The organism is Streptomyces sp. CA-251247 (genome assembly GCF_050952975.1).
Taxonomy (GTDB): domain Bacteria; phylum Actinomycetota; class Actinomycetes; order Streptomycetales; family Streptomycetaceae; genus Streptomyces; species Streptomyces achmelvichensis.
In genome coordinates this window covers 2,776,227-2,800,582 of the sequence record NZ_CP191861.1, presented here as the reverse complement: position 1 = coordinate 2,800,582, position 24,356 = coordinate 2,776,227, and the positions used below count along the sequence as shown (strand labels likewise).

The 24,356-nt window shown below is 70.7% G+C and carries 18 protein-coding genes; 13 read left to right on the top strand and 5 right to left on the bottom strand.

Annotated features, from left to right (window positions below):
* Positions 1-68: 68 nt before the first annotated feature.
* On the top strand, positions 69-1,049 hold the full coding sequence (gene galE, locus ACQPWZ_RS12290; protein WP_433571331.1) for a UDP-glucose 4-epimerase GalE: 981 nt from the start codon (positions 69-71) through the stop codon (positions 1,047-1,049).
* Positions 1,050-1,130: 81 nt separating this feature from the next.
* On the opposite strand, the gene ACQPWZ_RS12285 is transcribed toward galE, so the two are convergent.
* From ACQPWZ_RS12285 to wecB, 3 genes are all read right to left on the bottom strand, one after another.
* Entirely contained in the window at positions 1,131-3,278 is a 2,148-nt protein-coding gene (locus ACQPWZ_RS12285; protein WP_356701761.1) for a glycosyltransferase family 1 protein, read from the bottom strand.
* The gene (locus tag ACQPWZ_RS12280; protein WP_340477837.1) at positions 3,275-4,627 is read right to left on the bottom strand and encodes a glycosyltransferase; all 1,353 of its coding nucleotides are present in this window, start codon (positions 4,625-4,627) and stop codon (positions 3,275-3,277) included. Before ACQPWZ_RS12280 ends, ACQPWZ_RS12285 begins: the two co-directional genes overlap by 4 nt.
* Before the next feature lie 169 nt (positions 4,628-4,796).
* Positions 4,797-5,900: a non-hydrolyzing UDP-N-acetylglucosamine 2-epimerase gene (gene wecB / locus ACQPWZ_RS12275; RefSeq protein ID WP_340473083.1), complete on the bottom strand. Its 1,104-nt coding sequence runs from the start codon at positions 5,898-5,900 to the stop codon at positions 4,797-4,799.
* A gap of 392 nt (positions 5,901-6,292) precedes the next feature.
* Here wecB and ACQPWZ_RS12270 point away from each other — a divergent pair, with 392 nt between their 5' ends.
* Positions 6,293-7,351, top strand: a complete 1,059-nt coding sequence (locus ACQPWZ_RS12270; protein ID WP_356701759.1) for a hypothetical protein — start codon at positions 6,293-6,295, stop codon at positions 7,349-7,351.
* Between the two features lie 105 nt (positions 7,352-7,456).
* Here ACQPWZ_RS12270 and ACQPWZ_RS12265 read toward each other — a convergent pair whose 3' ends face one another.
* Both ACQPWZ_RS12265 and ACQPWZ_RS12260 read right to left on the bottom strand, forming a co-directional pair.
* Positions 7,457-8,059, bottom strand: a complete 603-nt coding sequence (locus tag ACQPWZ_RS12265; RefSeq protein ID WP_340473080.1) for an acyltransferase — start codon at positions 8,057-8,059, stop codon at positions 7,457-7,459.
* 56 nt (positions 8,060-8,115) lie between these two features.
* Positions 8,116-9,945 carry a hypothetical protein gene (locus ACQPWZ_RS12260; protein ID WP_433571330.1) on the bottom strand — a complete coding sequence of 610 codons (1,830 nt, stop codon included), beginning with the start codon at positions 9,943-9,945 and terminating at the stop codon, positions 8,116-8,118.
* A 345-nt stretch (positions 9,946-10,290) separates the two neighbouring features.
* On the opposite strand from ACQPWZ_RS12260, the gene rplU reads away from it, so the two are divergent.
* The 11 genes from rplU to ACQPWZ_RS12205 all read left to right on the top strand — a co-directional run bounded on the left by rplU (position 10,291) and on the right by ACQPWZ_RS12205 (position 24,146).
* Positions 10,291-10,611, top strand: coding sequence for a 50S ribosomal protein L21 (gene rplU / locus ACQPWZ_RS12255; protein ID WP_108148675.1), 321 nt, complete (start codon positions 10,291-10,293; stop codon positions 10,609-10,611).
* A gap of 14 nt (positions 10,612-10,625) precedes the next feature.
* Positions 10,626-10,883: a 50S ribosomal protein L27 gene (gene rpmA / locus ACQPWZ_RS12250; RefSeq protein WP_313946349.1), complete on the top strand. Its 258-nt coding sequence runs from the start codon at positions 10,626-10,628 to the stop codon at positions 10,881-10,883.
* A 130-nt stretch (positions 10,884-11,013) separates the two neighbouring features.
* The gene (gene obgE / locus ACQPWZ_RS12245) at positions 11,014-12,450 is read left to right on the top strand and encodes a GTPase ObgE (RefSeq protein ID WP_340473078.1); all 1,437 of its coding nucleotides are present in this window, start codon (positions 11,014-11,016) and stop codon (positions 12,448-12,450) included.
* Between the two features lie 216 nt (positions 12,451-12,666).
* The gene (locus ACQPWZ_RS12240; protein WP_433571329.1) at positions 12,667-14,742 is read left to right on the top strand and encodes a glycosyltransferase family 4 protein; all 2,076 of its coding nucleotides are present in this window, start codon (positions 12,667-12,669) and stop codon (positions 14,740-14,742) included.
* 192 nt (positions 14,743-14,934) lie between these two features.
* Positions 14,935-16,434: a bifunctional cytidylyltransferase/SDR family oxidoreductase gene (locus ACQPWZ_RS12235; RefSeq protein WP_340473076.1), complete on the top strand. Its 1,500-nt coding sequence runs from the start codon at positions 14,935-14,937 to the stop codon at positions 16,432-16,434.
* 135 nt (positions 16,435-16,569) lie between these two features.
* Complete coding sequence (locus ACQPWZ_RS12230; RefSeq protein WP_340473075.1) at positions 16,570-18,687, top strand: hypothetical protein; 2,118 nt, start codon at positions 16,570-16,572, stop codon at positions 18,685-18,687.
* Between the two features lie 145 nt (positions 18,688-18,832).
* Positions 18,833-19,960 carry a glutamate 5-kinase gene (gene proB, locus ACQPWZ_RS12225; protein WP_433571328.1) on the top strand — a complete coding sequence of 376 codons (1,128 nt, stop codon included), beginning with the start codon at positions 18,833-18,835 and terminating at the stop codon, positions 19,958-19,960.
* A 132-nt stretch (positions 19,961-20,092) separates the two neighbouring features.
* On the top strand, positions 20,093-20,623 hold the full coding sequence (locus ACQPWZ_RS12220; protein ID WP_340473073.1) for a hypothetical protein: 531 nt from the start codon (positions 20,093-20,095) through the stop codon (positions 20,621-20,623).
* Between the two features lie 340 nt (positions 20,624-20,963).
* The gene (locus ACQPWZ_RS12215; RefSeq protein ID WP_383238469.1) at positions 20,964-22,256 is read left to right on the top strand and encodes a glutamate-5-semialdehyde dehydrogenase; all 1,293 of its coding nucleotides are present in this window, start codon (positions 20,964-20,966) and stop codon (positions 22,254-22,256) included.
* Between the two features lie 100 nt (positions 22,257-22,356).
* Positions 22,357-22,959, top strand: coding sequence for a hypothetical protein (locus ACQPWZ_RS12210; protein WP_356701747.1), 603 nt, complete (start codon positions 22,357-22,359; stop codon positions 22,957-22,959).
* 110 nt (positions 22,960-23,069) lie between these two features.
* Positions 23,070-24,146 (top strand): hypothetical protein, encoded by a 1,077-nt coding sequence (locus ACQPWZ_RS12205; RefSeq protein WP_340473070.1) that lies wholly within the window; start codon positions 23,070-23,072, stop codon positions 24,144-24,146.
* Positions 24,147-24,356 lie beyond the last annotated feature (210 nt).

Genomic DNA, 24,356 nt, shown 5'->3' with positions numbered 1-24,356 from the left:
ACGCACAGAACAGTGGCCCTGTCCCGCGGACTTTGCGGGGCGGGGCCGTCCTGCGAGAGGCATTTGGCATGACGTGGTTGATCACCGGCGGTGCCGGTTACATCGGATCGCACGTGGTGAAGGCGATGACCGACGGCGGCGAGAGCGTCGTCGTCCTCGACGACCTCAGCACCGGCAGCAAGGACCGGATCCCCGGCACGGTCCCGCTGGAGATCGGCACGGTCCTGGACCGTGAGCTGGTCGACCGTGTCCTGCGCGAGCACGCCGTCACCGGGATCGTGCATCTCGCGGGCAAGAAGCAGGTCGGCGAGTCGGTCGAGAAGCCCCTGCACTACTACTACGAGAACGTCGAGGGCCTGCGCAGCGTGCTGGAGGCGGCCGCCGACGCCGGTGTGCGCCGGTTCCTCTTCTCCTCGTCGGCGTCCGTGTACGGCATGCCCGACGTCGACCTGGTCACCGAGCACACCCCGTGCCTGCCGATGAGCCCGTACGGGGAGACCAAGCTGGCGGGGGAGTGGCTGGTGCGCGCCGTGGGCGCGGCGCACGGCATGGCCACGGCCTCGCTGCGCTACTTCAACGTCGCGGGCGCGGCCTCGCCCGAGCTCGGCGACGACGGCATCTTCAACTTGGTGCCGATGGTCTTCGAGCGGCTCACGGCCGGCGAGGCCCCGCGGGTCTTCGGTGACGACTACCCGACGCCCGACGGCACCTGCATCCGCGACTACATCCACGTCGAGGACATCGCCTCCGCCCATGTCGCGGCCGCGCGGCGGCTCGCCGAGGACGCGTCGGCCTCGCTCGTCCTCAACATCGGCCGTGGCGAGGGTGTTTCGGTGGCCGAGATGGTCACCACCATCCAGGACGTCACCGGCCGGCGGGAGCCGGCGCCGGCCGTCGTCGAGCGCCGTCCGGGCGACCCGGCACGTGTCGTGGCGTCCGCCGACCTGATCCGCGCGGAACTGGGCTGGGAGGCCCGTCACGACATCCGCACGATGGTCGCCTCGGCCTGGGAGGGCTGGTGCCTGCGCCATCCCGGGGCCCGCGTCTGAGCCTTGTGTGTCCCGGCCCGCCCGGGACACGAGTGAGGGCCCCCGGGACATCCCGGGGGCCCTCACTCGTATGCGGTGGTGTCAGCGAGCGGACCGCTCGCCGAGGAACAGCTCGTCGAACGTGCGGCTGACCACCGGCCAGTCCCAGACCGACAGCGCGTGCTCGGAGGCGAGCTTGCCGGCGTTGCGCCAGCTCTCCTCCGTCGCCGTGGTCTCCAGGATGCGCCGGGCGGCCTCCTCCGGAGAGGCGACGACCCAGTTCTCCGGGTACAGCGTGCGGGCGCTGTGCTCGCGTCCGGCGTAGAACGGCCAGTCACGGACCACGGGGACCGCGGCGCTCGCCGCGCCCTCCATCAGACCGACGTGGCAGCCCTCACGCACCGAGGAGCTGAGGATCGTGCCGATCTCGGTGAGCTTGCCGGGCACGTCGTCGGTCGGACCGAGGCGTACGACGGCACCGGACTCCTCCAGCGGAGCCAGCACCCTCTCGAAGTCGGCGAGATAGTCCTTGGTGGCACGGCTGGTCTTGCGGTCCATGTCGCCGCCGACCAGCAGCAGCCGGTAGCGCTCGTCCTGCTTGCGCACCCGCTCCAGGACGTCGACCGCCCACAGCGGGTCCTTCGCGACCTGCGAGATGCCGATCAGACCCAGGTTGAAGCGGGCGTCGGCCGGCTTCTCGCGGTTGAAGCCGCTCAGGTCCATGGCGTTGTGCAGCATGTGCGTGCGCGGAGCCGCCTCGCCGCGCAGCTGCGGCACGAGCGAGGTGGTCAGGTCCTGCACATGGTCCGCCACGTACACGAGGTCGTCGATGCGGGAGAAGTCCACCAGGTGCGGCCACCGGGTGAACGCCTCGTAGCTGTGCAGCCGCACCACGATCCGGGTGTCGCCCGGGTCGATGGTGGTGAGCATCACGGCCGGTGCCACGCACCAGTCGAGGAACACGGTGTCGGCCCAGTCCAGATGGGGCCGCATGAGCTGCTCGACCTGCTCCGCGTAGAGGGCGTCGCCCCCGAGACGGTTCTCTATCATCCGCCGGCCGGCCCAGGAGATCCGCTTCATGGCGGGGGTCGCCGCGAGGTCCAGATAGCGGACCTCGACGCCCGGGTGGTCCTCGTAGTGCGAGAGGACCAGCTTCAGGAAGTTGTCGTTGGCGCTGGTGGTGACGAGCAGCCGCAGCGGGCGGTCCGACGGCGGGGTGGCCGCCGGGGTCTTCCTGCCGCGGGGCTCCCCGATCTTCTTCATCACCGCGGAGGCGTGCACCGGCGCGGAGAAGGCCGTGGGGTCGGCCGCGAGGGGGGAGCTGAGCTGGTCGATGTGGACGACGCGGTGGAAGCCGAGCACGAGGGCCCGGTCCAGCGCGCTGGCCGCAGCGGCCGGGTCACCGGCCTTGTACAGGCCGTCGGCCTGCGTCAGCAGCTCCTGGACCGTGCTGTCGAGGGCACGCGGTGCGATGCCCTTGTTGAGCTCGGTCCTGACCGCCTCGTCCAGCAGCGCGGTCCGGATCTCGCGGTTCTCGATGCGCCGGGCGGCGGTGGTCAGCGCGAGCGTCGCGCCGCCCGGCCGTCCGGCCCAGCGCATGCCCTCGGCGACCTGCCGGGACAGTGCGGCCCGGAAACCCGCGGGCACACCGGGCGCGCCGAGCGCCGAGCGCCACAGCCGCGCTCCGACCGCACTGCGCATGACGGGGCGCGCGGTGGCCGTACGCATCACGGTGTGCGGCAGCGCCTTGGCCTGACGGCGTACGTCGGCGGCGATCAGGGTGCGCGGAGGGATTATCACGTTCCGGCGCCGGGTGACGGGCTGCGGCGTGGACGCCTCGCCCTCCATGGCGCGCAGGGCCGGGGCGATACCGAACGAGGCACCGGCGTCCGCGTTGTACTGCGACAGGCGCCACACCGTGTAGACGGCGTTCGCGTCGAGCGCGACGAGGTGCTTGGCGGCCAGTCCGTGCCGGCGCAGCCAGGCGTTCCTGCGGATCTGGACCCACAGCCGCCGGCCGTGCGGCACCCGCTTGAGCTTGCGGCGGGTGCCGATGCTCAGATGCCCTATGCCGTAGGGCAGTTGCTGGAACCCGTCGAGCTCCAGCTTGTCCAGGTCCTCCAGGCAGGCCCGCGCGTCGAAGAGGCAGGCGAGGTGAACTCGCGCGCCCTGGGCGCGGAACTTCTTCACCGCGTCGGCGAGTACGCCGAACTGCGGCTGGGATGCGGCGACGAAAAGCACATCGGTCACGAGGTGGGCCCTCCGGCGACGATCGACTTCGATGAGAGGCTGTCCACGTCCGTGGTGGAGGTCTTGTCCCCCGGGGCCGCTGCGGGCCCGTCGTGCCCGTCGTGTCCGTTGGTGAGTCGGCCCACCAGGTTCTTCACGGCCACGGACATCAGAGCCTCGCGGGTGAACTGGTCGGCGTGCGCCATGGCTTCGGCGTGCACCTCGTCGCTCGTCTCGACGGCCATGTGCGCGGCCTTGACGAACGATTCGGCGAGACCCTCCTCGTCGATGCCGACGGCACCGGTCCACAGGGGATGCCCCTGAAGGACGTTGGAGGCGTCGTGCTCGACGACGTGCGCCGAGACGATCGGCAGTCCGGTGGCCATGTACTCGTACACCTTGCCGGAGGTCACGAAGCGACCGCCGATCAGGATGAGCACCATCGCGTCCCAGCGGGCGTAGATGGAGGAGACCTCGGCCTTGGCGGCCGGGCCGCCGAAGGAGACGCCGTCCACCTCGGCCTGCTTGAGCATCTCGGAGTGCTTGTTCGCCTCGCGGCCGGCACCGTTGCCGATGTGGCCGCGGACCTCGAAGCGCGCGTTGGCGAGCAGCGGCTCGCGTTCGCGCGCCGCGCGCCAGGCGTTGAGCACCGTCTCCAGATGCGCGGGCGTGAAGTTGACCGTGCCGAGGTAGCCGAAGACCAGGCCGGCCTCGGGGTCCGCGCGGTGGGCGCGGCCGGGTGAGCTGTCGGCGTCGTAGCCGTTGCGCACGACCTCGACGCGGGACGCGAACTCGGGGTAGCGGGCCCGGTAGTGGTCGGCGATCGGGTCGTTGACGACCCACAGGCTGACCGCGTGGTCGAGGACCTTCTGCTCCCAGCGGCCCATCTCCGAGTCCTTGGTGAAGGCCTCGATGCCGGTGATCACGTCGATCGACCAGCCGTCGCGGAAGTCGACCGCGTAGGGGACCTTCGCCTCTTCCCACAGCTTCCAGGCCGCGGCGAGGTTGACGTACGGAACGCAGCTGGCCACCAGCAGATCCGCCGGGTGCTCCCGGTGGATGTCGAGGACGGCCTGCTCCAGCGCTCCGCGCCACTCGCCGAAGTTCGGCTCCGGGAACGGCTTCTGCTGCCGCTTGCGCAGCTGCGTGACCCACTTGTTGGGGTTGAGCGCGCGCTCCTCGTCGAAGAGGCGGATGTCCGTTTCCAGGTCCTCGCGGGAGAGCGGCAGCTCCACGATGTTCACGCGCGGGTCGACCTGCTCCAGAAGGGTGAGGTCGACGCCGGAGTCCCGCTCCCAGGACTCCTGGGCGATGTTGACGACGGTGACGTCCCAGCCCGCCCTGCAGAACTGGTTCGCCGTCTCGCGCATGCGGTAGGCACTGCTCTTCGCAGCCGGCGGAAAGCCGATGGCGAGGTAGATGACATGAGGCCGCGAGCCGTCGGAGGGCAGCCCGGACCTGGGAGACGCTGACATAAGCGGTGACGCTAGCACGGTGACGTATACGGACTCGGGCCTGCTCCGAGGCCCTCCAGGTCCGTCACGCGTGCCGGCTTCCCCCCTTCCACTCTTCCATGATCCGGACAACGTTCTGCGCGGCTCGTCCGTCACCGTACGGGGTGCCGGGGTCACCCGTGGGTACGGCGCGGGTGACGGTGGCGGCCCATTCGCCGGCGGACAGCTCGTGCGGGTCGGGTACCAAGACGTTCCAACCGGTGTCGACGGTTTCCACCCATTCCGTCTCCGGACGGATCGTGGTGGTGATGCGCTCCAGCAGGAACGCTTCCTTCTGGAGGCCGCCCGAGTCGGTGACCACACCGGAGGAGGCCAGCACCGCGGCGACCAGCCCGGCGTAGGGGAGCGGACGGCCGACGTGGACCGAGCCCTGGTCGAGCTTGATGCCGTGCTCGGCGGCGCGGGCGACCAGACGCGGGTGCGCGAGCAGCGCGACCGGGACCGGCAGCGCGGCCAGCGCGCCGATGATCGCGGCGAGGCGCTCGGGGTCGTCGGTGTTGTCCGGCCGGTGCAGCGTCGCCAGCAGGAACGGCTGCGAGGGGTCGATGCCCTCGGGCAGCTGCGGCGCGGCGTGCTCGCCGGCCAGCACCGCGTCACGGATGCGCAGGCAGATGTCGACCATGACGTCGCCCGCCAGCACGGCGCGGTCTTTGAGGCCCTCGTCGGCGAGGTGGCGCATGGCCTCCTCGGTCGGGGCCAGCAGGACGTCGGCGCAGTGGTCGGTCAGGACGCGGTTGTGCTCCTCCGGCATACGCCGGTTGAAGGAGCGCAGACCGGCTTCCAGGTGTGCGACCGGAAGGTGCATCTTCACGGCGGAGAGCGCACCGGCGATGGTGGAGTTGGTGTCGCCGTAGACGAGGACCCAGTCCGGCTGCTCGCGCTCGAGGACGGGGTCGAGGGCGGTGAGCACCGAACCCGTCTGGACGCCGTGGCTGCCGGACCCCACACCGAGGTGGACATCGGGGTCGGGGATGCCGAGGCCCTCGAAGAAGACGTCGGAGAGGTCGGCGTCGTAGTGCTGCCCGGTGTGCACGATGACGTGCTCGTGCTCGGTTCCCGCGAACGCGGCCGCGATGGGCGCGAGCTTCACCAGTTGGGGACGGGCACCGACGATGCTGATGACTTTCACTGAACACTCTTCTTCTGGGTCAGGTCATTGGCGGGGGGTGTCACAGGCGCAATGGTAGGCAACCGCCGAGGTGGACAGGCCCGCGGCCGGGCGGCGCACCGTGCGCGGCGGCTCTCCCGCCCGTGGTCAGGCGGCGATACCCCGGCAGCGAGCGCCTGGATAACGATTGGGTGAACGAGGCCCGCACAGTGGGCCGATGGGGGCGGATCCGGCCACCCCACAGGGGTACCGGGGCCGGATCCGGCCACGTCCCGCTGTCGTACTATCGTCGCGCAAGTTTCGCGGGGCGGTCACGGGAAAGTCGACGGTGTGCCATGGCGGTCAGGTCCGGACGGAAATCTGTGCGTCGGTCGGAGGAAGCACCACGCCCCAAACCGAACCACACCCCCACCGTGGACACCTCTCTCGCCCCCACCACGGGCTGGCTCGTACGGGGCAAGGACGGCCGGCTCACGGCGTACGCCCCCACCACCGACGGTGTGCTGCGGTGGACCGAGACGGCTCCCGGCGGACCGGAGTGGTCCGGCCCCGACGTGATTCCCGCCACGGGTGTGCTGCCCTACCTCGCCGTCGCCCAGGGCGCCGACGGCTATGTCCATCTGGTCGGTCTGCGGCGCAGGCCGCTCCCGGACGGCCGGACCGGCACCGACGTGGTCTACGCCCTCCAGTACCAGTCGGGTCTCGCGGTGCGCGAGTGGGCGCCGCTCGGCACGCCGTACGGCAGCGACGCCGACCTGGCCGCACGGATCGGACTGCCGTCCGCGGTCGTCGATGCCGACGGCTCGCTGCACGTCTTCGTGCGCAATGTGGGCGGCGGTGTCTGCGGACGCAGCCAGGTGCCGTCCGGCAAGTGGAACAAGTGGGCCGACTACAAGGGCAGTGAGGGCCTCGGAGCGGTCTCCGTCTCCATCACGCCCGAAGGGCTGATGGAGTTCGCCCTGCCGACGGCCGAGCGTGTCATGCGCTGGAAGCAGGAGACCAAGGGCGTCAAGTTCGAGCGCGCCGACGACATCCTGTCGGGTGCCGAGCCCGATTCGTTGACGGCCGAGCGCACCGGCGGCGACCGGCTCACCCACTTCTGGCACACCAGCGAGGACCGCACGGTGCGCGCCTGGCGCCCGTCGATGGCGGAGCCCGCCACCGTCGGCACCGGCACGGGCACCGGGCCGATCGCCCTGCTGCGCACCCCGGTCGACGGCCACGACTGCACGATCCTGGCCCACCGTGACGAGGCCACCGGGCGTCCGGCGCTCGCCGCGTACCCCACGGAGGACGAGGGCAGCGGAGTCACCTGGACGCTCACGGGCGAGCCGTGCGTCGGCGCGCCCGCGCTGGCGATCGACGCCAGGGGGCGTGTGGTGATGGCGGCGTTCGGTACGGACGGAACGCTGCGGGTCACCCGGCAGAAGGACGAGTCGGGCCTGGCGCTCGCGGCCTGGTCCCGCGCCTAGGCCTTCCACAACGACAGCGGGCCCGCGTCTGGCCGGCTCCGGAAACGACAGCGGGCCCGCGCTTCCCCTCGGAAGCCCGGGCCCGCTGCCTTTGCCGGCACAGACTCAGACGGCCTGCTCCTCGAGCACGCCGTCCTTCTCCACGTACCGGGCCCCGCCCTGCGGGCACTCCCAGACGCCGGACTCGCCCTCGCGCTCCACCAGACGGACACCGTTCTTGCCGACCCAGCCGATGTGCCGGGCGGGGACACCGACGACCAGCGCGAAGTCCGGCACGTCCTTGGTGACCACGGCGCCCGCGGCGACCATGGCCCAGCGGCCGATCCGCACCGGTGCGACACACACGGACCGCGCACCGAGCGAGGCGCCCTCGGCGACCTTGACGCCCACGGCCTCCCAGTCACCGCCGCGCTTCTGGTTGCCCTCGGGGTCCACGGAACGCGGGTTGTGGTCGTTGGTCAGCACCACGGCGGGGCCGACGAACACGCCGTCGCCGAGCTCGGCGGGCTCGTACACGAGGGCGTAGTTCTGGAGCTTGACGTTGTCGCCGATCTGCACACCGGTGCCGACGTAGGCGCCGCGCCCGACGACACAGCCCTTGCCGAGCCTGGCTCCCTCGCGGATCTGGGCGAGCTCCCAGACGCTGCTTCCGTCGCCGATCTCGGCACTCTCGTCGACCTGGGCGGTGGGCTGGACCCTGTAGTTCACTTCTCTGCCTTCCGGTGCGCGGCTTCGCCCGGCGAGCATACGACCAGCCGCACGATTCAGCGTCTGCGGGCCCAGGCCTTCCTGAGCTGGACCGCGTAGAAGAGGGAGGCCGCCGTGGGGACGAGCGTGCGGTACCAGCCGATGTCCGGGGAGAGCCAGCCGTAGACCGCAGCGGGGACGAGGATCACCAGGGCCACGATGCGCAGCGTCCACCAGCGCCGGGGACGCGGGACGTGCAGCGAGGGGGTGCCGAGATCCGTCGACATGGTGTCGCGGATGCCCTTCAACACCCCACGTCTGGCGAGGAGTCGGGCCTCCGGCAGGTCCCCCAGGATCTCGTCGCGCTCGCCGAAGCCGTCCGGGACGGGCGGCAGTCCCAATACGGCCACCAGCTCCGCCTGACGCCGGGCAGGATCGTTTCCGCCGCGCAGCAGCGTGATCAGCGGGCGCAGGTCGGTGACCGGGAAGACGCCCGCGACGGCCTGGGCGGTCGCGGCGGCCTGCGCGTGGTCCACGACCGGGGCCGCGGGGTCCCACAGATGCGTGGCGCGCACCTTGCCCTTGTGGAACAGGGTGAAGCTGTAGCGGTCCGCGGTGCGGCGCAGCACCAGCGCGGGCCACTTCTCCGCGGTGGTGAAGTTGTCGGCCGCCGCCGTCAGCAGCTCCTCGCCGCCGGCGAGCGCCGCGCGCCGGCCGGGGGAGGGGTCGGGGACGAGTTCGACATAGCTCGCTCCGGCGGGCGCGGGGGCGATGCGCAGCGAGACGCCGCACATCAGCGCGGCCTCGGCGACCTGGTGCGGCGGGGCCGCGGCGATCGCCAGCGAGCGCGGCGCGGGCACCGGGAGCGCCGCCGAGGTGGTCGGCGCGCTCTGCGGGGGCTTGCTGAAGAACGGCGTCCGGGACGCGACCTGCATGCGTACGCCGAGACGGAACTCGAGGAACTCCTTGCGGCTGTCGCCGACGTACGCCCACGGGAACTCCCGTGCGTGCACCCCAATGGCTCTGAAGGTGTCCAGCGCCTCGGCCCAGCGCTCGCCGAGGATCAGCATCAGCGCCAGATGGTTGCGGAAACCGGCCGCGTCCGGGTCGCCCGGCTCGTACCAGGCGGAGAGCTCCTGGGCCCGCGCGATCGCTGCGGCCACCCGGGCCTCGGGGATCGGGCCGCCCTGGGTGGAGTCGTCGGAGACGACCTCGTACTCGACCGCGGCGAGCAGCGGCAGCGCGTTCAGCTTCGAGCCGGGTAGGGCGGTGTCGGCGGCCCGCTCGGCGAAGGCGAACATCTCCGCGTGCGAGCCGTACCACTTGGCGCACAGGTACTGCAGGGCGGTGGCATGGCAGCCGTAGTGGTGCGGGGAGCGGGCGACGGCCTCGGCCCAGTACGCGTCGAACACCTCGCGCGGCGCCTGGATGCCGCGTGCGTGGGTGAGCGCGACCTGCCACGGCACGGGGTCCGTGGGACCGAGCTCGGTGGCGGCGGCGATGACCGGCAGGGCGTCCTCGAGCAGGGTGAAGAAGGCCCGGAACTGGTCCTCGGAGACATGGCTGGCGCGGTGACCGGTCCGTATCTCCCAGGCCTGCTGGATGCAGAGATCGGCCTTCACCAGCGTCGCGTCGGGGTCCTCGGGCGCCGCCGCGAGCCAGCCCTCCAGCCAGCCCGGATTGTGCAGCGCGCACTCGGCCAGCGCGCTCACGCATCCGCTGCGCCGCTCCCACTGAGCGCCGAGCCGCGTCTCCGCCAGCAGGTCACGGGCGGGCCCGGCGTCACCGGCGGCGGCCGCGGCCAGCGCCGCCCGCAGTGCGGGGTCGGTCACGGAACCGACGGTCACGGCCTCGTCGGGCGGCAGATCGGCGCCCACGGACGAGCCGTGGCGGAGCATGCGAGGCATGGATATGAGGGAGCGCAGGGGCACGAGCGAACATTGAACAGGCAGTGGCGGACATCCACCAGATCCACCGGAGACGGGATCGGGGGACATCCGGCAGGAGGACGGGGCCGCGGGGAGGCCCGGTAAGAGGCCGGAGCGGGCGGCCCGGACCCGGTTTGACCCTCTGGAGCGCGGCCCGTAACCTTGTCCCTCGGTGTGTTTCCGTACGCACCTACCCCTGAGCAACTTCCTCCCCACGGCGTTCGCCGCCTGGGAGAGGCCGCTCGTCCTTCCGGATCGTCGCAGGCCCCGGCCTGTGTGAGCGGCTGGCATCAGGGGGCCGTTCCGAGTGAGAGAGAGATCCGCGTGTACGCCATCGTGCGCAGCGGTGGTCGCCAGCACAAGGTTGCTGTCGACGACATCGTTGAGGTTGACAAGATTCCCACTGCCAAGGTTGGCGACACGGTCGAGCTCTCGACCCTGCTCGTTGTCGACGGCGACGCTGTCACCAGCGACCCGTGGGTGCTGGCCGGTATCAAGGTCACGGCCGAGGTCGTGGACCACCACAAGGGCGCGAAGATCGACATCCTTCGCTACAAGAACAAGACCGGCTACCGCCGTCGCCAGGGTCACCGTCAGCAGTACACGGCGATCAAGGTCACCGGCATCCCCGCGGCTGCGAAGTAAGGGACTGAGGAGAGATGGCACACAAGAAGGGCGCATCGTCCACTCGGAACGGGCGCGACTCCAATGCTCAGCGGCTCGGCGTGAAGCGCTTCGGCGGTCAGGTCGTCAACGCCGGTGAGATCCTGGTCCGCCAGCGCGGCACCCACTTCCACCCGGGCACGGGCGTCGGCCGCGGCAGCGACGACACGCTGTTCGCGCTGGACGCCGGTGCGGTGCAGTTCGGCACCCACCGTGGCCGCAAGGTCGTGAACATCGTTCCGGTCGCCGTCTAATTCGGCTGCTGTAGAGCGGTTTCTGCGGAGGCGGACCTCACTTCCCCCACGGGAAGCGGGTCCGCCTCTGCTGCGTTATGCGTAAGACATTTCAGTACTCTCTGACATTTCCGTATCTGGAGGCACACCCATGACCACCTTCGTGGACCGCGTCGAACTGCATGTCGCCGCGGGTAACGGAGGCCACGGCTGCGCCTCCGTTCACCGGGAGAAGTTCAAGCCGCTCGGCGGACCCGACGGCGGCAACGGCGGCCGTGGCGGTGACGTCATCCTGGTCGTCGACCAGTCGGTGACCACGCTGCTCGACTACCACCACAGTCCGCACCGCAAGGCCACCAACGGCCAGCCCGGCGCCGGTGACAACCGTTCCGGCAAGGAGGGCCAGGACCTGGTCCTGCCCGTACCGGACGGCACCGTCATCCTCGACAAGGACGGCAACATCCTCGCCGACCTGGTCGGACAGGGCACCACCTTCGTCGCGGGCCAGGGCGGCCGCGGCGGCCTCGGCAACGCGGCGCTCGCCTCCGCCCGCCGCAAGGCCCCCGGCTTCGCGCTGCTCGGCGAGCCCGGTGAGGCCCGTGACGTTGTCATGGAGCTCAAGACCGTCGCCGACGTGGCGCTCGTCGGCTACCCGAGCGCCGGCAAGTCCTCGCTGATCTCGGTGCTCAGCGCCGCCAAGCCGAAGATCGCGGACTACCCCTTCACCACCCTCGTCCCGAACCTCGGTGTCGTCACCGCCGGATCGACCGTGTACACCATCGCGGATGTGCCCGGCCTGATCCCCGGAGCCAGCCAGGGCAAGGGCCTCGGCCTGGAGTTCCTGCGCCATGTGGAGCGCTGCTCCGTGCTGGTGCACGTGCTGGACACCGCGACGCTGGAGTCCGACCGCGACCCGGTCTCCGACCTCGATGTGATCGAGGACGAGCTGCGGCAGTACGGGGGCCTCGACGACCGTCCGCGGATCGTCGTCCTCAACAAGATCGACATCCCCGACGGCCAGGACCTCGCCGACATGATCCGCCCGGATCTGGAGGCCCGCGGCTACCGCGTCCTCGAAGCGTCGGCCGTCGCGCGGACCGGTCTGAAGGAGCTCTCCTTCGCTCTCGCCGAGATCGTCGCCGAGGCGCGCGCGGCCAAGCCGATCGAGGAGGCGACCCGCATCGTCATCCGCCCGAAGGCCGTCGACGACTCGGGATTCACGGTCGTCCGCGAGGAGGAGAGTCTGTTCCGGGTGCGCGGCGAGAAGCCGGAGCGCTGGGTCCGCCAGACCGACTTCAGCAACGACGAGGCCGTCGGCTACCTCGCCGACCGGCTCCACCGCCTCGGTGTCGAGGAGCAGTTGATGAAGGCCGGTGCCCGCGCGGGCGACGGCGTCGCCATCGGCCCCGAGGACAACGCCGTGGTCTTCGACTGGGAGCCCACCGTGATGGCGGGCGCCGAGATGCTCGGCCGCCGCGGTGAGGACCACCGGCTCGACACGCCCCGGCCCGCGGCCCAGCGCCGTAAGGACCGGGACGTCGAGCGGGACGACCCGCAGCGGGAGTACGACGAGTTCCACCCGTTCTAGGCCGACGGGCTCACCGGTCCAGGCCGACGGGTTCACCCGTTCCAGGCCTGCCGGCCGGTCGTTCTTTCTGTGCCCCGCGACGGTGTGGCGGGAGGTGGATGGCTCCGATGAACCGGATCATTTTCGGTGCATGGTGCGAAACAACCTCCCGCCCACAGTGACCGTCTTCTACGCGGGGGTGGGGTGAAGAGCCCCAGCAGACCGAACGGAGCGACGGTGAAGATTTCCTTCCTCATCCATACGATTTACGGGATCGGCGGAACCATCCGCACGACCCTGAATCTGGCAGAGGAACTCGCCGACCGGCACGAGATCGAGATCGTCTCGGTGTTCCGGCACCGCGACGCACCGCTCTTCGCCATCGATCCGCGGGTCGACGTCGTACCGCTGGTGGACACCCGCCCGGCGTCGCCCACCAGCGAGCTCAAGCATCCGCTCCACCTTCAGCCCGCCGAGCTGTATCCCGGCACCGACGCGCGCCAGAAGGAGTACAGCCGGCTCACCGACGAGCGGGTGCGGGAGCACTACGCCGCCTCCGACGCGGACGTGATCATCTCCACCCGGCCCGGACTGACCGCCTACATCGCGCAGTTCGGGCCGGAGCGCGCCGTGCTCATCGGCCAGGAGCACATGTCGCACAACCATCACAAGCCCGCGCTGCGCGCCGAGATGTACCCCTACCTCACCCGGCTCGACGCCTTTGTGACGGTCTCCGAGGGCGACGCCGCCTCCTACCGGGAACAGATGCCGCTGCCGGACACCCGGGTGCTGGCCATTCCCAACAGCGTGCCCGAACCGGTCGTCGAGCCGTCCGACACCTCGGGGACTACGGTCGTCGCGGCGGGGCGGCTGGCCTCGGAGAAGCAGTACCACGTCCTGATCGAGGCGTTCGGGAAGGTCGCGGCGGTCCGTCCGGACTGGACGCTGCGCATCTGCGGATGGGGCAAGGAGAAGGACCGGCTGCGCCGCCGCATCGACGAACTCGGCCTCTACAACAGCGTCCACCTCATGGGCCCGCGCTCACCCATCGAGCCGGAGTGGGCGAAGGGCGCGATCGCCGTTTCCACCTCCCGTCACGAGTCCTTCGGCATGACGCTCGTGGAGGCCATGCGCTGCGGACTGCCGGTGGTGAGCACCGACTGCGACTACGGCCCGCGGGAGATCATCGCCGACGGGGTCGACGGGTTGCTCGTTCCGGTCGGTGACGCCGACGCCGTTGCGGCCGCCCTTCTGCGTCTCATCGACGACGAGGACCTGCGCCGGCGGATGGGCGCGGCGGCCCGCCGCAACGCCCGGCGCTTCGATCCCGGCCCGGTCGCCAAGCAGTACGAGGAGCTGTTCGCCGAACTCGGCGCGACGACCGCCTCGCGCGGCCCCGCCCATGGCGCGGCGCAGGAGACGGCCGACGGGGGAGAGTTCGCCCCGGTCGCCGACTGTGTCGTGGCCGATGACGGCGGTCTGGTCGTCACGCTCCTTCCACGAAACGCACACGGCTACGGCGGTCCGTCCCTCGGCGGCGGCGGCGCGCTGCGGCTGGTGTGCAGCCACCCGGACGCGGCGGTGGCCGACCGTGTCCACCCCTTCGACAAGGAGGGCCGGGCGACCGTCCCCGCGCACGAGGAGTTCGCGGAAGGCGTGTGGACCTGCCATGCGGAGCGGGAGGACGGTGAGCGCGTGGCGCTCTCGGCGCGCGCCGTCGACCAGCGCGGGGCCATGCGCGCCGCTGATCGCGTGACGCCCGGAGAGGCCGTGCGCCAGCTCGTCCCCTATGTCAGGCACGGATCGCTGTCGCTGCGCTCCTGGTCCCGGCCGGTCCACGCGGAGGTCGCCGGCATCCGGGTCTCCGGGCGGACGTTCACGATCGACGGCCGCGTGCTGGGGGAGGGCGTACCGGACGGCGATCCGGCCCTGCTCATGCGCCGTCGTGGAAAGAACGCGCTCGAGCTGTCCTTCGACGCCGTCCGCGAGGGTACGGACGGCTTCCGGGTCACCGTGCCGGTCGTGGAGCCGGTGACGGGTCAGGCCGACGCGCACGATGTGTGGGATCTGTGGCTGCGGTATTCGCCCGGCGCCGAGCCGGTGCGGCTGGCCCGCATTCTCGACGATGTCGTGGAAAAGGGATCTCTCTTCCCCTATCCCGGCATCGAAGTGCCGAAGAAGAGATCTCTGACGGCATTGCGGTCGATGGCTCGCAAACTCGGTGTCGGGCCGCGGGAAAAGGTCATCGTCAAGGTCTTCTACAGCGCCGCCAACGACCTCGTCCTGAATGTTGTGGACAAACCGATCGGGTAGCGAAGCGCACATCGCGACATTTGTGGTGTCAGTCACCCCTTGTGCGGGGCAAGCGTGGGTCATTTCCCTGGCCACGCGGTGAACATCGCGTTTCGCCGAGGTGTGGGGTGCCGGTCGTCCGCCTTGCGGGACGGTCACGGAGAGTGCGACGATCGGCCCCGTCCCCCACTCACCTCAAGGTAGGTCGTCCCTGTGTCTGTGCCGCACGTAGCCAAACCCCGCACCACAGCCGTTGTGCTCGCCGGTGGCACCGGCCAGCGTGTGGGTCTGTCGATCCCGAAGCAACTGCTGAAGATCGCAGGCAAGGCTGTCATCGAGCACACACTCACGATCTTCGAGCAGGCCGACTCCATCGACGACGTGATCGTCCTGATGGCACCGGGTTTCGTGCCCGATGTCGAGAAGATCATCGCCAAGGCCGGGCTGACCAAGGTGGCCAAGGTCATCGAGGGCGGCTCGACCCGCAACGAGACGACCGAGCGCGCCATCGCCGCGCTCAGCGAGGGACTTGCCGAGGGCGAGGACCGCAACGTCCTCTTCCATGACGCTGTCCGTCCGCTTCTGTCACAGCGAGTGATCCAGGACTGTGTGGACGCGCTCGACCGCTTTCAGGCCGTCGATGTCGCCATCCCCTCCGCGGACACCATCATCGTCACCCGCACCCACGGCGAGGACGGCGAGTTCATCACGGACGTGCCGGACCGCTCACGGCTGCGCCGCGGCCAGACGCCGCAGGCCTTCAAGCTCTCGACGATCCGCAGGGCGTACGAGGTCGCGGCGGGCGACCCCAACTTCCAGGCCACCGACGACTGTTCGGTGGTCCTGCGCTATCTCCCCGACGTCCCGATCCATGTCGTCGCGGGCGACGAGTACAACATGAAGGTGACGCAGCCGGTCGACGTCTTCATCGCCGACAAGCTGTTCCAGCTGGCCTCGACGGCCGCGCCCCGCCAGGCCGACGAGGCCGCGTACCGCGAACTCCTCGCCGGCCGCACGCTGGTGGTCTTCGGTGGTTCGTACGGCATCGGCGCGGACATCGCCGAACTGGCGAAGAAGTACGGCGCCCGTGTCTATGCGCTGGGCCGCTCCACGACCGGCACCCATGTCGAGAACCCGGAGCACGTCGACGACGCATTGTCGAAGGCCTACTCCGAGAGCGGCCGTATCGACTACGTCATCAACACCGCGGGTGTGCTGCGTATCGGCAAGCTCGCGGAGACGGACAACACCACCATCCGCGAAGCGCTGAACGTCAATTACCTGGCGCCCGTGCAGATTGCCCGTGCTTCTTACAAGTACCTGGCGGAGACGAAGGGGCAGCTGCTGCTCTACACCTCCTCCAGCTATACACGCGGTCGCGCCGAGTACAGCCTTTACTCATCCACGAAGGCCGCCATGGTGAATCTCACCCAGGCGCTCTCGGACGAGTGGGCCAACGACGGAATCCGGGTGAATTGCGTCAACCCCGAGCGCACCGCGACTCCGATGCGCACCAAGGCCTTCGGCGTGGAACCCGACGGCTCTCTCCTCTCCTCCGAAGCGGTGGCGAGGACCTCCCTGGACGTTCTGCTCTCCGAGCTGACCGGCCATGTGATCGACGTGCGGCAGCAGGATCCGACCCGCGAGGCGAGCGAGGCCTCGGGCTTCGAGCAGGCGCTCGCGGCGGTCCTGGACCGCGAGGGAGATATGTAATAATCCATCGTTAAAGCATTTATCGGGCTTTCGTGATCCGCCGCGACGCGAAATGCGGAAGCTCGACTTCGTGAAGCTGTGACTTCACAATTCCCGCAAAAAGGATCAACCGGCACCCCTTGGAGCAGGTTCTTCGTGATTTCGAAAGCCATTCGTCTGGCACGCGTGGGCAGCAGGTCAGAGCTGGCCGCGGCAGCTCTGATGGGACTGGGCTATCCGTGCGTCATGCTCGCGGCCCTCGTCCCGAGCATCTGGCTCTTCGCGATTGCGGGTGCCGTGACCTACGCGGCGGACTGGTATCTGCACCAGAAGGGCAGCTACCTGGTCAACCGCCTCAGCAAGGTCCGGGTCGGTCTGCCGATCCGCTTCCTGCTGCGCCAGTTGCTGCTGGTCCTGCTGCTCGCCCGTGAGGGCCTCGCGGAGACCCCGCTCTTCTACACCGCCATCGCCGGCTTCCTCATCTTCTACGGCCTCCAGGCGCCGCACGGAGCGCTCGCGACCCTGATCCGCCTGCGCCGCACCATGCCGGTCGTCACGCGCAACGTGGACCTCGGCACCGTACGCATCCCGGACGCCCCGCCGAAGGCGCTCCTGCGCCGCTCCGGCGAGAAGATGCTCCACCTCGACATCCCCGCCATGGCCGGTGTGCTGATCGCGGCCGTGTCCGGCAAGGACGCCATCGGCTACGCGGGCGTCGCCGCGACCCTCCTCCTCGGTGTGCTCTACACCGCGGCGCTCGCGCCCTATCTGCGCCGTCACCGCCGGGTCCCGGGCGCCGCCGCCGTGCTCAAGGCGGTGAGTGCCTGGCTGCTGGAGTACCGCCCCACGGTCGTCCTGTACTTCTCCGGCTCGGACGAGTCCGCGTACCAGATCAACATGTGGCTCGACACGATGGAGCAGGTCGACGGCCGGCCGCTCATCCTCATGCGCGAGCGCAGCCTGGTCTCCAAGCTCAATGTGACCGCCGTCCCGGTCATCTGCGTCCCCGGCGGCACGCACCTGATGAACCTGGACCTCTCCACGGTCCGCGTCGCGCTCTACCCGGCCAACGTCGGCAAGAACATCCACCTGCTGCGCGTCCCCACCATGAAGCACGTCTTCATCGGACACGGCGACAGCGACAAGCTGGCCAGCGTCAACCCGTTCAGCAAGGTGTACGACGAGGTCTGGACGGCCGGCCGCGCGGGCCGCGACCGCTACGCGCTGGCCGACGTCGGTGTGCGTGACGAGGACATCGTCGAGGTCGGGCGCCCGCAGCTGGCCCCCATCCAGAGCTGGACCGGCGCGGCCAGGAACCCCATCCCGACCGTTCTGTACGCCCCGACCTGGGAGGGCTGGGACGACAACCCCGGCAACACCTCCCTGCTGCTCGCCGGCGAGAACATCGTCCGCCGCCTGCTGGAGGCCGAGAAGCCGGTACGCGTCGTCTACAAGCCGCACCCCTTCACCGGCATCCGCAACAAGAAGGCCAGGGCCGTCCACGAGCGGATCACCGCGATGGTGCGGGCCGCCGCCGTCGAGCGCGCCACCGACCCCCGCTGGACGGCACAGGGCGCCGCCGCCACGTCGGAGCATGCCGCGGCCCAGGCCGATCTGACCCGCGTCGCCGCCGAGTTGAACAGCCTCGCCAAGCCCGGCCGGGCCGGCGGGGACGAGTCGGAGGTGTCCAGGGTCTCGCTCGCCGACCCGGTACGCCTCGAAGCGATCAAGCGGCTGCGCACCGAGTGGAACGACGCCTACTGGCGCTCCTTCGGCTGGTGGGAGCACCGCGTCGTCACCGGCTCCGAGCCGAAGCTGTACGACTGCTTCAACGAGGCCGACGCGATGGTCTCCGACATCTCCAGCGTGGTCTCGGACTTCATGGCGAGCGGCAAGCCGTACGCCGTCACCGACTCCGCCGCGCTGGGCATCGACGAGTTCAAGCGGCAGAACACCGCCGCCCGGGCCGCCGTGATCCTCTCCAACAGTGCGGAGGAGCTCAACGAACTCCTGGACGCCGTGACGTCCCCCGAGTTCGACCTGCTGGCGGGTGCCCGTCAGGAGCTGAAGGAGTACCTCCTCGGCCCCGACCACCCCACCTCCATGCAGCGGTTCAACTCTGCGCTGCGCACGCTCCAGGCCGGCGCGGAGGCGCGCAACCTCGGGGTCGAGCAGCGCATCGGGGGACAGCTGCTGGGCGAACTCGACCGTGAGTCGGACTCCGACAGCGAGTCCGTCGACACCGAGGCGTCCGAGGCGTCCGTGGCGCGCTGACGCCACGCACGATCCGTCCGCGGAGCCCGTACGGCACCACGCCGTACGGGCTCCGCGCGTTCACCGGCCCTCCGGCGGCCCAGGTGCCTGTCCAGCGGGTGAAATGGACAGGCACCCGTCGCGCGGCCTGACATAGATTCGGCGTGTGACAGTGGCAAGACACCAGGTAACGCAGGCCCGCAGAATCGTCGTCAAGGTCGGTTCGTCCTCGCTGACCACCGCGTCCGGCGGACTGGACGCCGACCGCGTCGACGCACTCGTCGACGTGCTCGCCACGGTCCGCGGCGCCGGCGAGAAGGAGATCGTGCTCGTCTCCTCCGGCGCCATCGCCGCCGGCCTCGCGCCCCTGGGTCTCGCCCGCCGACCCAAGGACCTGGCGCGCCAGCAGGCGGCCGCCAGCGTCGGCCAGGGACTGCTGGTCGCCCGCTACACGGCCTCCTTCGCGCGCTACGGCGTACGTGTCGGGCAGGTGCTGCTCACCAGCGACGACACCAGCCGGCGCGCCCACTACCGCAACGCCTACCGCACCCTGGACCAGCTGCTCGCCATGGGCGCCGTCCCGGTGGTCAACGAGAACGACACCGTCGCCACCGACGAGATCCGCTTCGGCGACAACGACCGTCTCGCCGCCCTCGTCGCCCATCTCGTCCGGGCCGACCTGCTCGTGCTCCTGTCGGACGTCGACGGTCTCTACGACGGAGACCCCTCCCGGCCCGGCACCGCGCGCATCGACGAGGTGCACGGCCCCGCCGACATCGAGCACGTCCAGATCGGCTCGGCCGGCAAGGCCGGGGTGGGCACCGGCGGCATGGTCACCAAGGTCGAAGCGGCGAGGATCGCCGCCGCGGCGGGCGTCCCCGTCGTCCTCACGTCCGCCGTCCGCGCCGCGGACGCCCTCGCGGGCCGCGGGACCGGGACGTACTTCCACAGCACCGGGCGACGCTCGGCGGACCGGCTGCTCTGGCTCGCCCACGCCTCGACCCCGCAGGGCGCCCTGATCCTGGACGACGGCGCGGTCACGGCCGTCGTGCACGGCAGGAAGTCCCTCCTGCCGGCCGGAATCGCCGCGGTCGAGGGCGAGTTCAGCGCCGGGGACCCGGTCGAACTGCGGGACGGCGAGGGCCGCGCCGTGGCCCGCGGACTGGTCAACTTCGACGCCAAGGAGATCCCCCAGCTCCTCGGCCGGTCCACCCGCGAACTCGCCAAAGAGCTCGGTCCGGCGTACGAGCGAGAAGTCGTACACAGGGACGATCTGGTCGTGCTGCACCCCTGAAACGGCTGAAAGTCCAGCCATCCGGCAGAGACCTTCACCAAAAGCGCCCCACGTTCCGCCCAGGACTGGTCAACTTTGTTGCGGAGGAATGGCGGGGTACTGCAGGACGACACATGCAACAGGAGGCCGCCGGTGAGACGAGCGCGCCCAGGGGATGTGCCCCGAGGGACCGGGGGCGTCCCCCATGCCCGTAGGGCTGTGGGCGAGGAACGGACCCTGACCAGCGTCGAGGCGGGCGCCGACTTCGACGACGCCGAGGAGACGGCGGAGCGGTCCGCGGGCCCGCAGTCGGAGTCGGACTCCCGTGTCGAGGACCGCGAGCAGTCGAAGCTGTGGCACATCACCCTCAGCGTCTCCGGTGCGGAAGCCCCGCTGAAGGAGGTCAGACGCGGTCTCGAGCAGCTCGCGCACGACCATCCGTTCCTGCTGACCAGCCGCTATGCCAACGACCACGCCGAGATCCGCTACTGGGAAGAGGCGCGGGACCTGCACGACGCCGCCGCGGTGGCGCTGCGGCTGTGGGGCGAGCACCGGTCGAGTGCCAGGCTGCCGCCGTGGGAGATCGTCGGCCTGGAGGTCATCGACCGCCAGACCTACCACCAGCGGATCGCGGAGGGCTACGGCCCGCCGCCGGCGGCCCCGGTGGGGGTCCATCCCTTCTGAGACTTCGGGCCGTGCCGGTCAGGGCACGGTGCGACGGTTCGGGGGCTTCGGTGCCTGCGGGGCCGCGGTGAATGCGGGGCTTCGGTGCCTGCCGGGCCGCGGTGCAAGCCGGGATTCGGGCCCGGCATCCTGCGAGGCGGCACCCTGCGAGGCTCCGGGCCCGGCTCGCTGCTCCGGGTGCGGCAGGCTCCGGATACGCCAGGCCCCGGGTACGGCAGGCTCCGGGTACGGCAGGCTCCGGGGCCGCGGTCCGTGCCGGGCCCTACGGGGTTTCGGGCGTTCTGTCTCGCAGTGCGGAATACGTGCCGGACGGCGACGGCGGGCGCACTACCCTGCGGGTATGACGACGTCCTCGCCGCTCTCGCCGTACGACAACCTCTCCCCGGTCGCCAAGGCCGCCTACCGGGCACGCGGCGCCGCCGCCGACCTCGCCCCGCTGCCGCGTTCGGCGAAGGACGACGCGCTGCTGGCGATCGCGGACGCCCTCGAGGTGAGGACGGCCGAGATCGTCGAGGCCAATGCGGAGGACGTCGCCCGGGCCCGCGAGGCCGGCACCGCCGAGTCGGTCATCGACCGGCTCACCCTCACACCCGAGCGGGTGCGCGCGATCGCCGCCGACGTACGCGATGTCGCGGCGCTGCCCGACCCCGTCGGCGAGGTGGTCCGCGGCTCGACCCTGCCCAACGGCATCGACCTGCGTCAGGTCCGCGTCCCCCTGGGGGTCGTCGGGATCATCTACGAGGCCCGGCCCAATGTCACCGTGGATGCCGCCGCCCTCTGCCTCAAGTCCGGCAACGCCGTCCTGCTGCGGGGCTCGTCCTCGGCCATCTCCTCCAACACCGCGCTGGTGCGCGTCCTGCGGGACGCGGTCGGCGGCTCGGGGCTGCCCGCCGACGCGGTGCAGCTCGTGCCCGGCGAATCACGCGACTCCGTCACGGAGTTGATGCGGGCCCGCGGTCTGGTGGACGTGCTGATCCCGCGCGGGGGCGCCGGTCTGATCCGTACCGTCGTCGAGGAGTCCACCGTCCCCGTCATCGAGACCGGAACCGGCAACTGCCATGTGTACGTGGACGCCGAGACCGATCTCGACATGGCCGTCGACATCCTCATCAACTCCAAGGCGCAGCGGCCGAGCGTCTGCAACTCCGCCGAGACCCTCCTGGTCCACCAGGACATCGCGGACGCCTTCCTGCCCCGCGCGCTGGACGCGCTGGCCGAGGCGGGGGTGACCGTGCACGGAGACGACCGGGTGCTGGAGTACGCCGACGTCACCAAGGCCAAGGTCGTGCCCGCGACGACCGAGGACTGGGAGACCGAGTACCTCTCGTACGACATCGCGGCTGCGGTCGTCGACTCCCTGGACGCGGCCGTGGGGCACATCCGGCTGTGGTCCTCCGGGCACACCGAGGCGATCGTGACCACCTCGCAGGCGGCCGCGCGCCGGTTCACCCAGTTGGTCGACTCGACCACGGTCGCCGTGAACGCGTCCACCCGGTTCACGGACGGTGGCCAGTTCGGCTTCGGCGCCGAGATCGGCATCTCCACCCAGAAGCTGCACGCCCGCGGCCCGATGGGGCTTCCGGAGCTGACCTCGACCAAGTACATCGTCACGGGAGACGGTCACACGCGGTAGTCAGGGCGCGGCCCGTCGCGGGCCGTGCGCTGCCTCACCGCCGCGGGGAACCTTCCCTTTCCGCCTGCCCAAACCGACCGGCCAGGTCTACTCTGATTCCGTGCCGGACGACGTGGGGGGCAGGCCGTTCCCGGACGGCTGGGAGCCCGACGACGACCGCGGAGGCGCGGACGAGGACTTCGCCTCCGTGGTGTTCGACGAGGACTTCGTCAGGGCAGCCGAGATCCATGAGCCGACCGCCGTCGAGCGGTTGCTCGCCGCCGCCCAGGCCCGTGCCGAGGCAGAGGCGGCCCATGCCGGATCGGGGATGGGCCATCCCGACGAAGAGTTCTACGACGACGGGTACAGCCCCTACAGCCGTGAGTACGGCTACGACGACGGCGACGGCCGAGACTTCGACGAGGAAGCCGGCCCCTACGGCAGACACGGAGGGGCTCTGCGCCCCTACCGCGGAAGCGCCCGCTGGCACCGTCCGGTCGCCTGGCTCCTCGCGCTGCTGATGGGCATAGGGATGGTCGCCCTCGCCTTCACGGCCGTCTACCGGGGCGCTTCCGGCAACCGCCAGGACCAGGTACCCCCGCCCGCCACGACCGGCGTCGACGCGACCCCGTCGAACGGCTCCGTCGGGGACCGCGTCGGCAGCCCGTCCGCCTCCGCCGAGTATTCGGCGCCCGCGGTGTCCGCCGATCCCCGCACCCCCTGACCAGCCGCTGATCACCCGGGGTGGTCACCTGAACGGCTGAGTGAGAACTCGTCAGAGTTTGTCGAGCGGCAGCGCGTTTACTGACGGCCCGGCAGACCTACCCTGAAAGTATGGCTGGTCGCGGAGACCCGCCCGAGGGGACACCCGAGGGGCTCCCCGGCGGTGGAGAGGACGAGTACCGGTCCGTCGTCTTCGACGAATCGTTCGTACGTGCTGCGCGGCTTCAGGAGTACTCCGCGCAGGAGCGGATGGCCGATCACGCACGCGCTGTGCGCAGCCTCCCCGGCTGGTCGCGCAGGAACGGCTCCAAGCAGTTCCTGGTGCTCCTCCTTCTGGTCGCCATCGCCTTCGGCACCGCCGTCTACCTGGGTGTGCGGCACCCGTACCAAACGCCTGCGACGAAGCAGGCCGAGCCCTTGCGCATCACCGTCATCCCGCTCGCGCCCCAGGGGCCCGTCCCCGGGGGCGACGCGGCGCAGCTCTTCGCCCGCAGCCCCGCCGCGCACTTCCGCGTCGGCGCCTCCGGCATCAGCTTCCCGGGAGCAAGGCCCACCAGAAACTTCTCGGAGAGCCAGGTGATGACCGCGCTGACCATCGCCAAGGACTACCTGGTGCAGTCCTCACTGGATCCCGATGTCCTGACGGGCGGCGCGGTGCGGCCGGTGCGGCTGCTGCTCGACCCCGACCAGCAGATGCAGTTCGACCGGAGCATGTCCACGCCGGTCGCCGACGGCCACCACGCGGCCACCGGCTGGCTGGTGCGCTTCGATCCGGCGAAGGTGGCCCTGGCCGACCCCGAGGTGCGGGTCCGGGGCACCCTGCGGATAGCCGAGGTGGGACCCGACGCCCTGGAGGTGACGTCGGACCACACCTTCGCCTACGCGCTGCGCCCGACGGTGACGAACGGCGCGAAGGCCGGTGAGGCCTCGCTGTTCACCGTCCGCCGCGAGCTGCGCTTGCGCTTCGACCGAGACGACCTGCGTCAGCACCGCGCGGAGCTGATGGTCAGCTCCGTCCAGGCGGGACCGCAGGCCTGCTCGGACGACGCCTCCGGCACGCTGCGGCCGCTGCTCGCCGGACAGCGGGCCGGCGCGGGCGCCCCGGCGGGCACGGACCCGTACGCGACGGGACAGACCACGGGGGCCCTGTGCGGCTCCCTGTCGCCGAGCGCCCAGCCGACCCCCTGAGGGGCTGGCAGCCCTCACGGGTAGTGAGGGAGCCGGCGGCCGCACGAGGGGCGCCCGGCTCCGGGTACCAGCTCCAGGCACCCGCTCCGGGCACCCGCTCTCCGGCTCCGAGCACCCGCACCGGGCACGCGCTCTCCGGCTCCGGGCACCCGCTCTCCATGCACCCGCTCCGGGCACCCGCTCTCCGGGCCGGCTCGACTCCGGGCACCC

What these genes read in the sequence shown, in the direction of transcription:
- galE (WP_433571331.1), top strand. Translation starts at nt 69, where the DNA reads ATGACGTGGTTGATCACCGGCGGTGCCGGTTACATCGGATCGCACGTG.
- ACQPWZ_RS12280 (WP_340477837.1), bottom strand. Translation starts at nt 4,627, where the DNA reads ATGCGCGAGACGGCGAACCAGTTCTGCAGGGCGGGCTGGGACGTCACC.
- ACQPWZ_RS12260 (WP_433571330.1), bottom strand. Translation starts at nt 9,945, where the DNA reads ATGCCTCGCATGCTCCGCCACGGCTCGTCCGTGGGCGCCGATCTGCCG.
- rpmA (WP_313946349.1), top strand. Translation starts at nt 10,626, where the DNA reads ATGGCACACAAGAAGGGCGCATCGTCCACTCGGAACGGGCGCGACTCC.
- obgE (WP_340473078.1), top strand. Translation starts at nt 11,014, where the DNA reads ATGACCACCTTCGTGGACCGCGTCGAACTGCATGTCGCCGCGGGTAAC.
- ACQPWZ_RS12215 (WP_383238469.1), top strand. Translation starts at nt 20,964, where the DNA reads ATGACGACGTCCTCGCCGCTCTCGCCGTACGACAACCTCTCCCCGGTC.
- ACQPWZ_RS12205 (WP_340473070.1), top strand. Translation starts at nt 23,070, where the DNA reads ATGGCTGGTCGCGGAGACCCGCCCGAGGGGACACCCGAGGGGCTCCCC.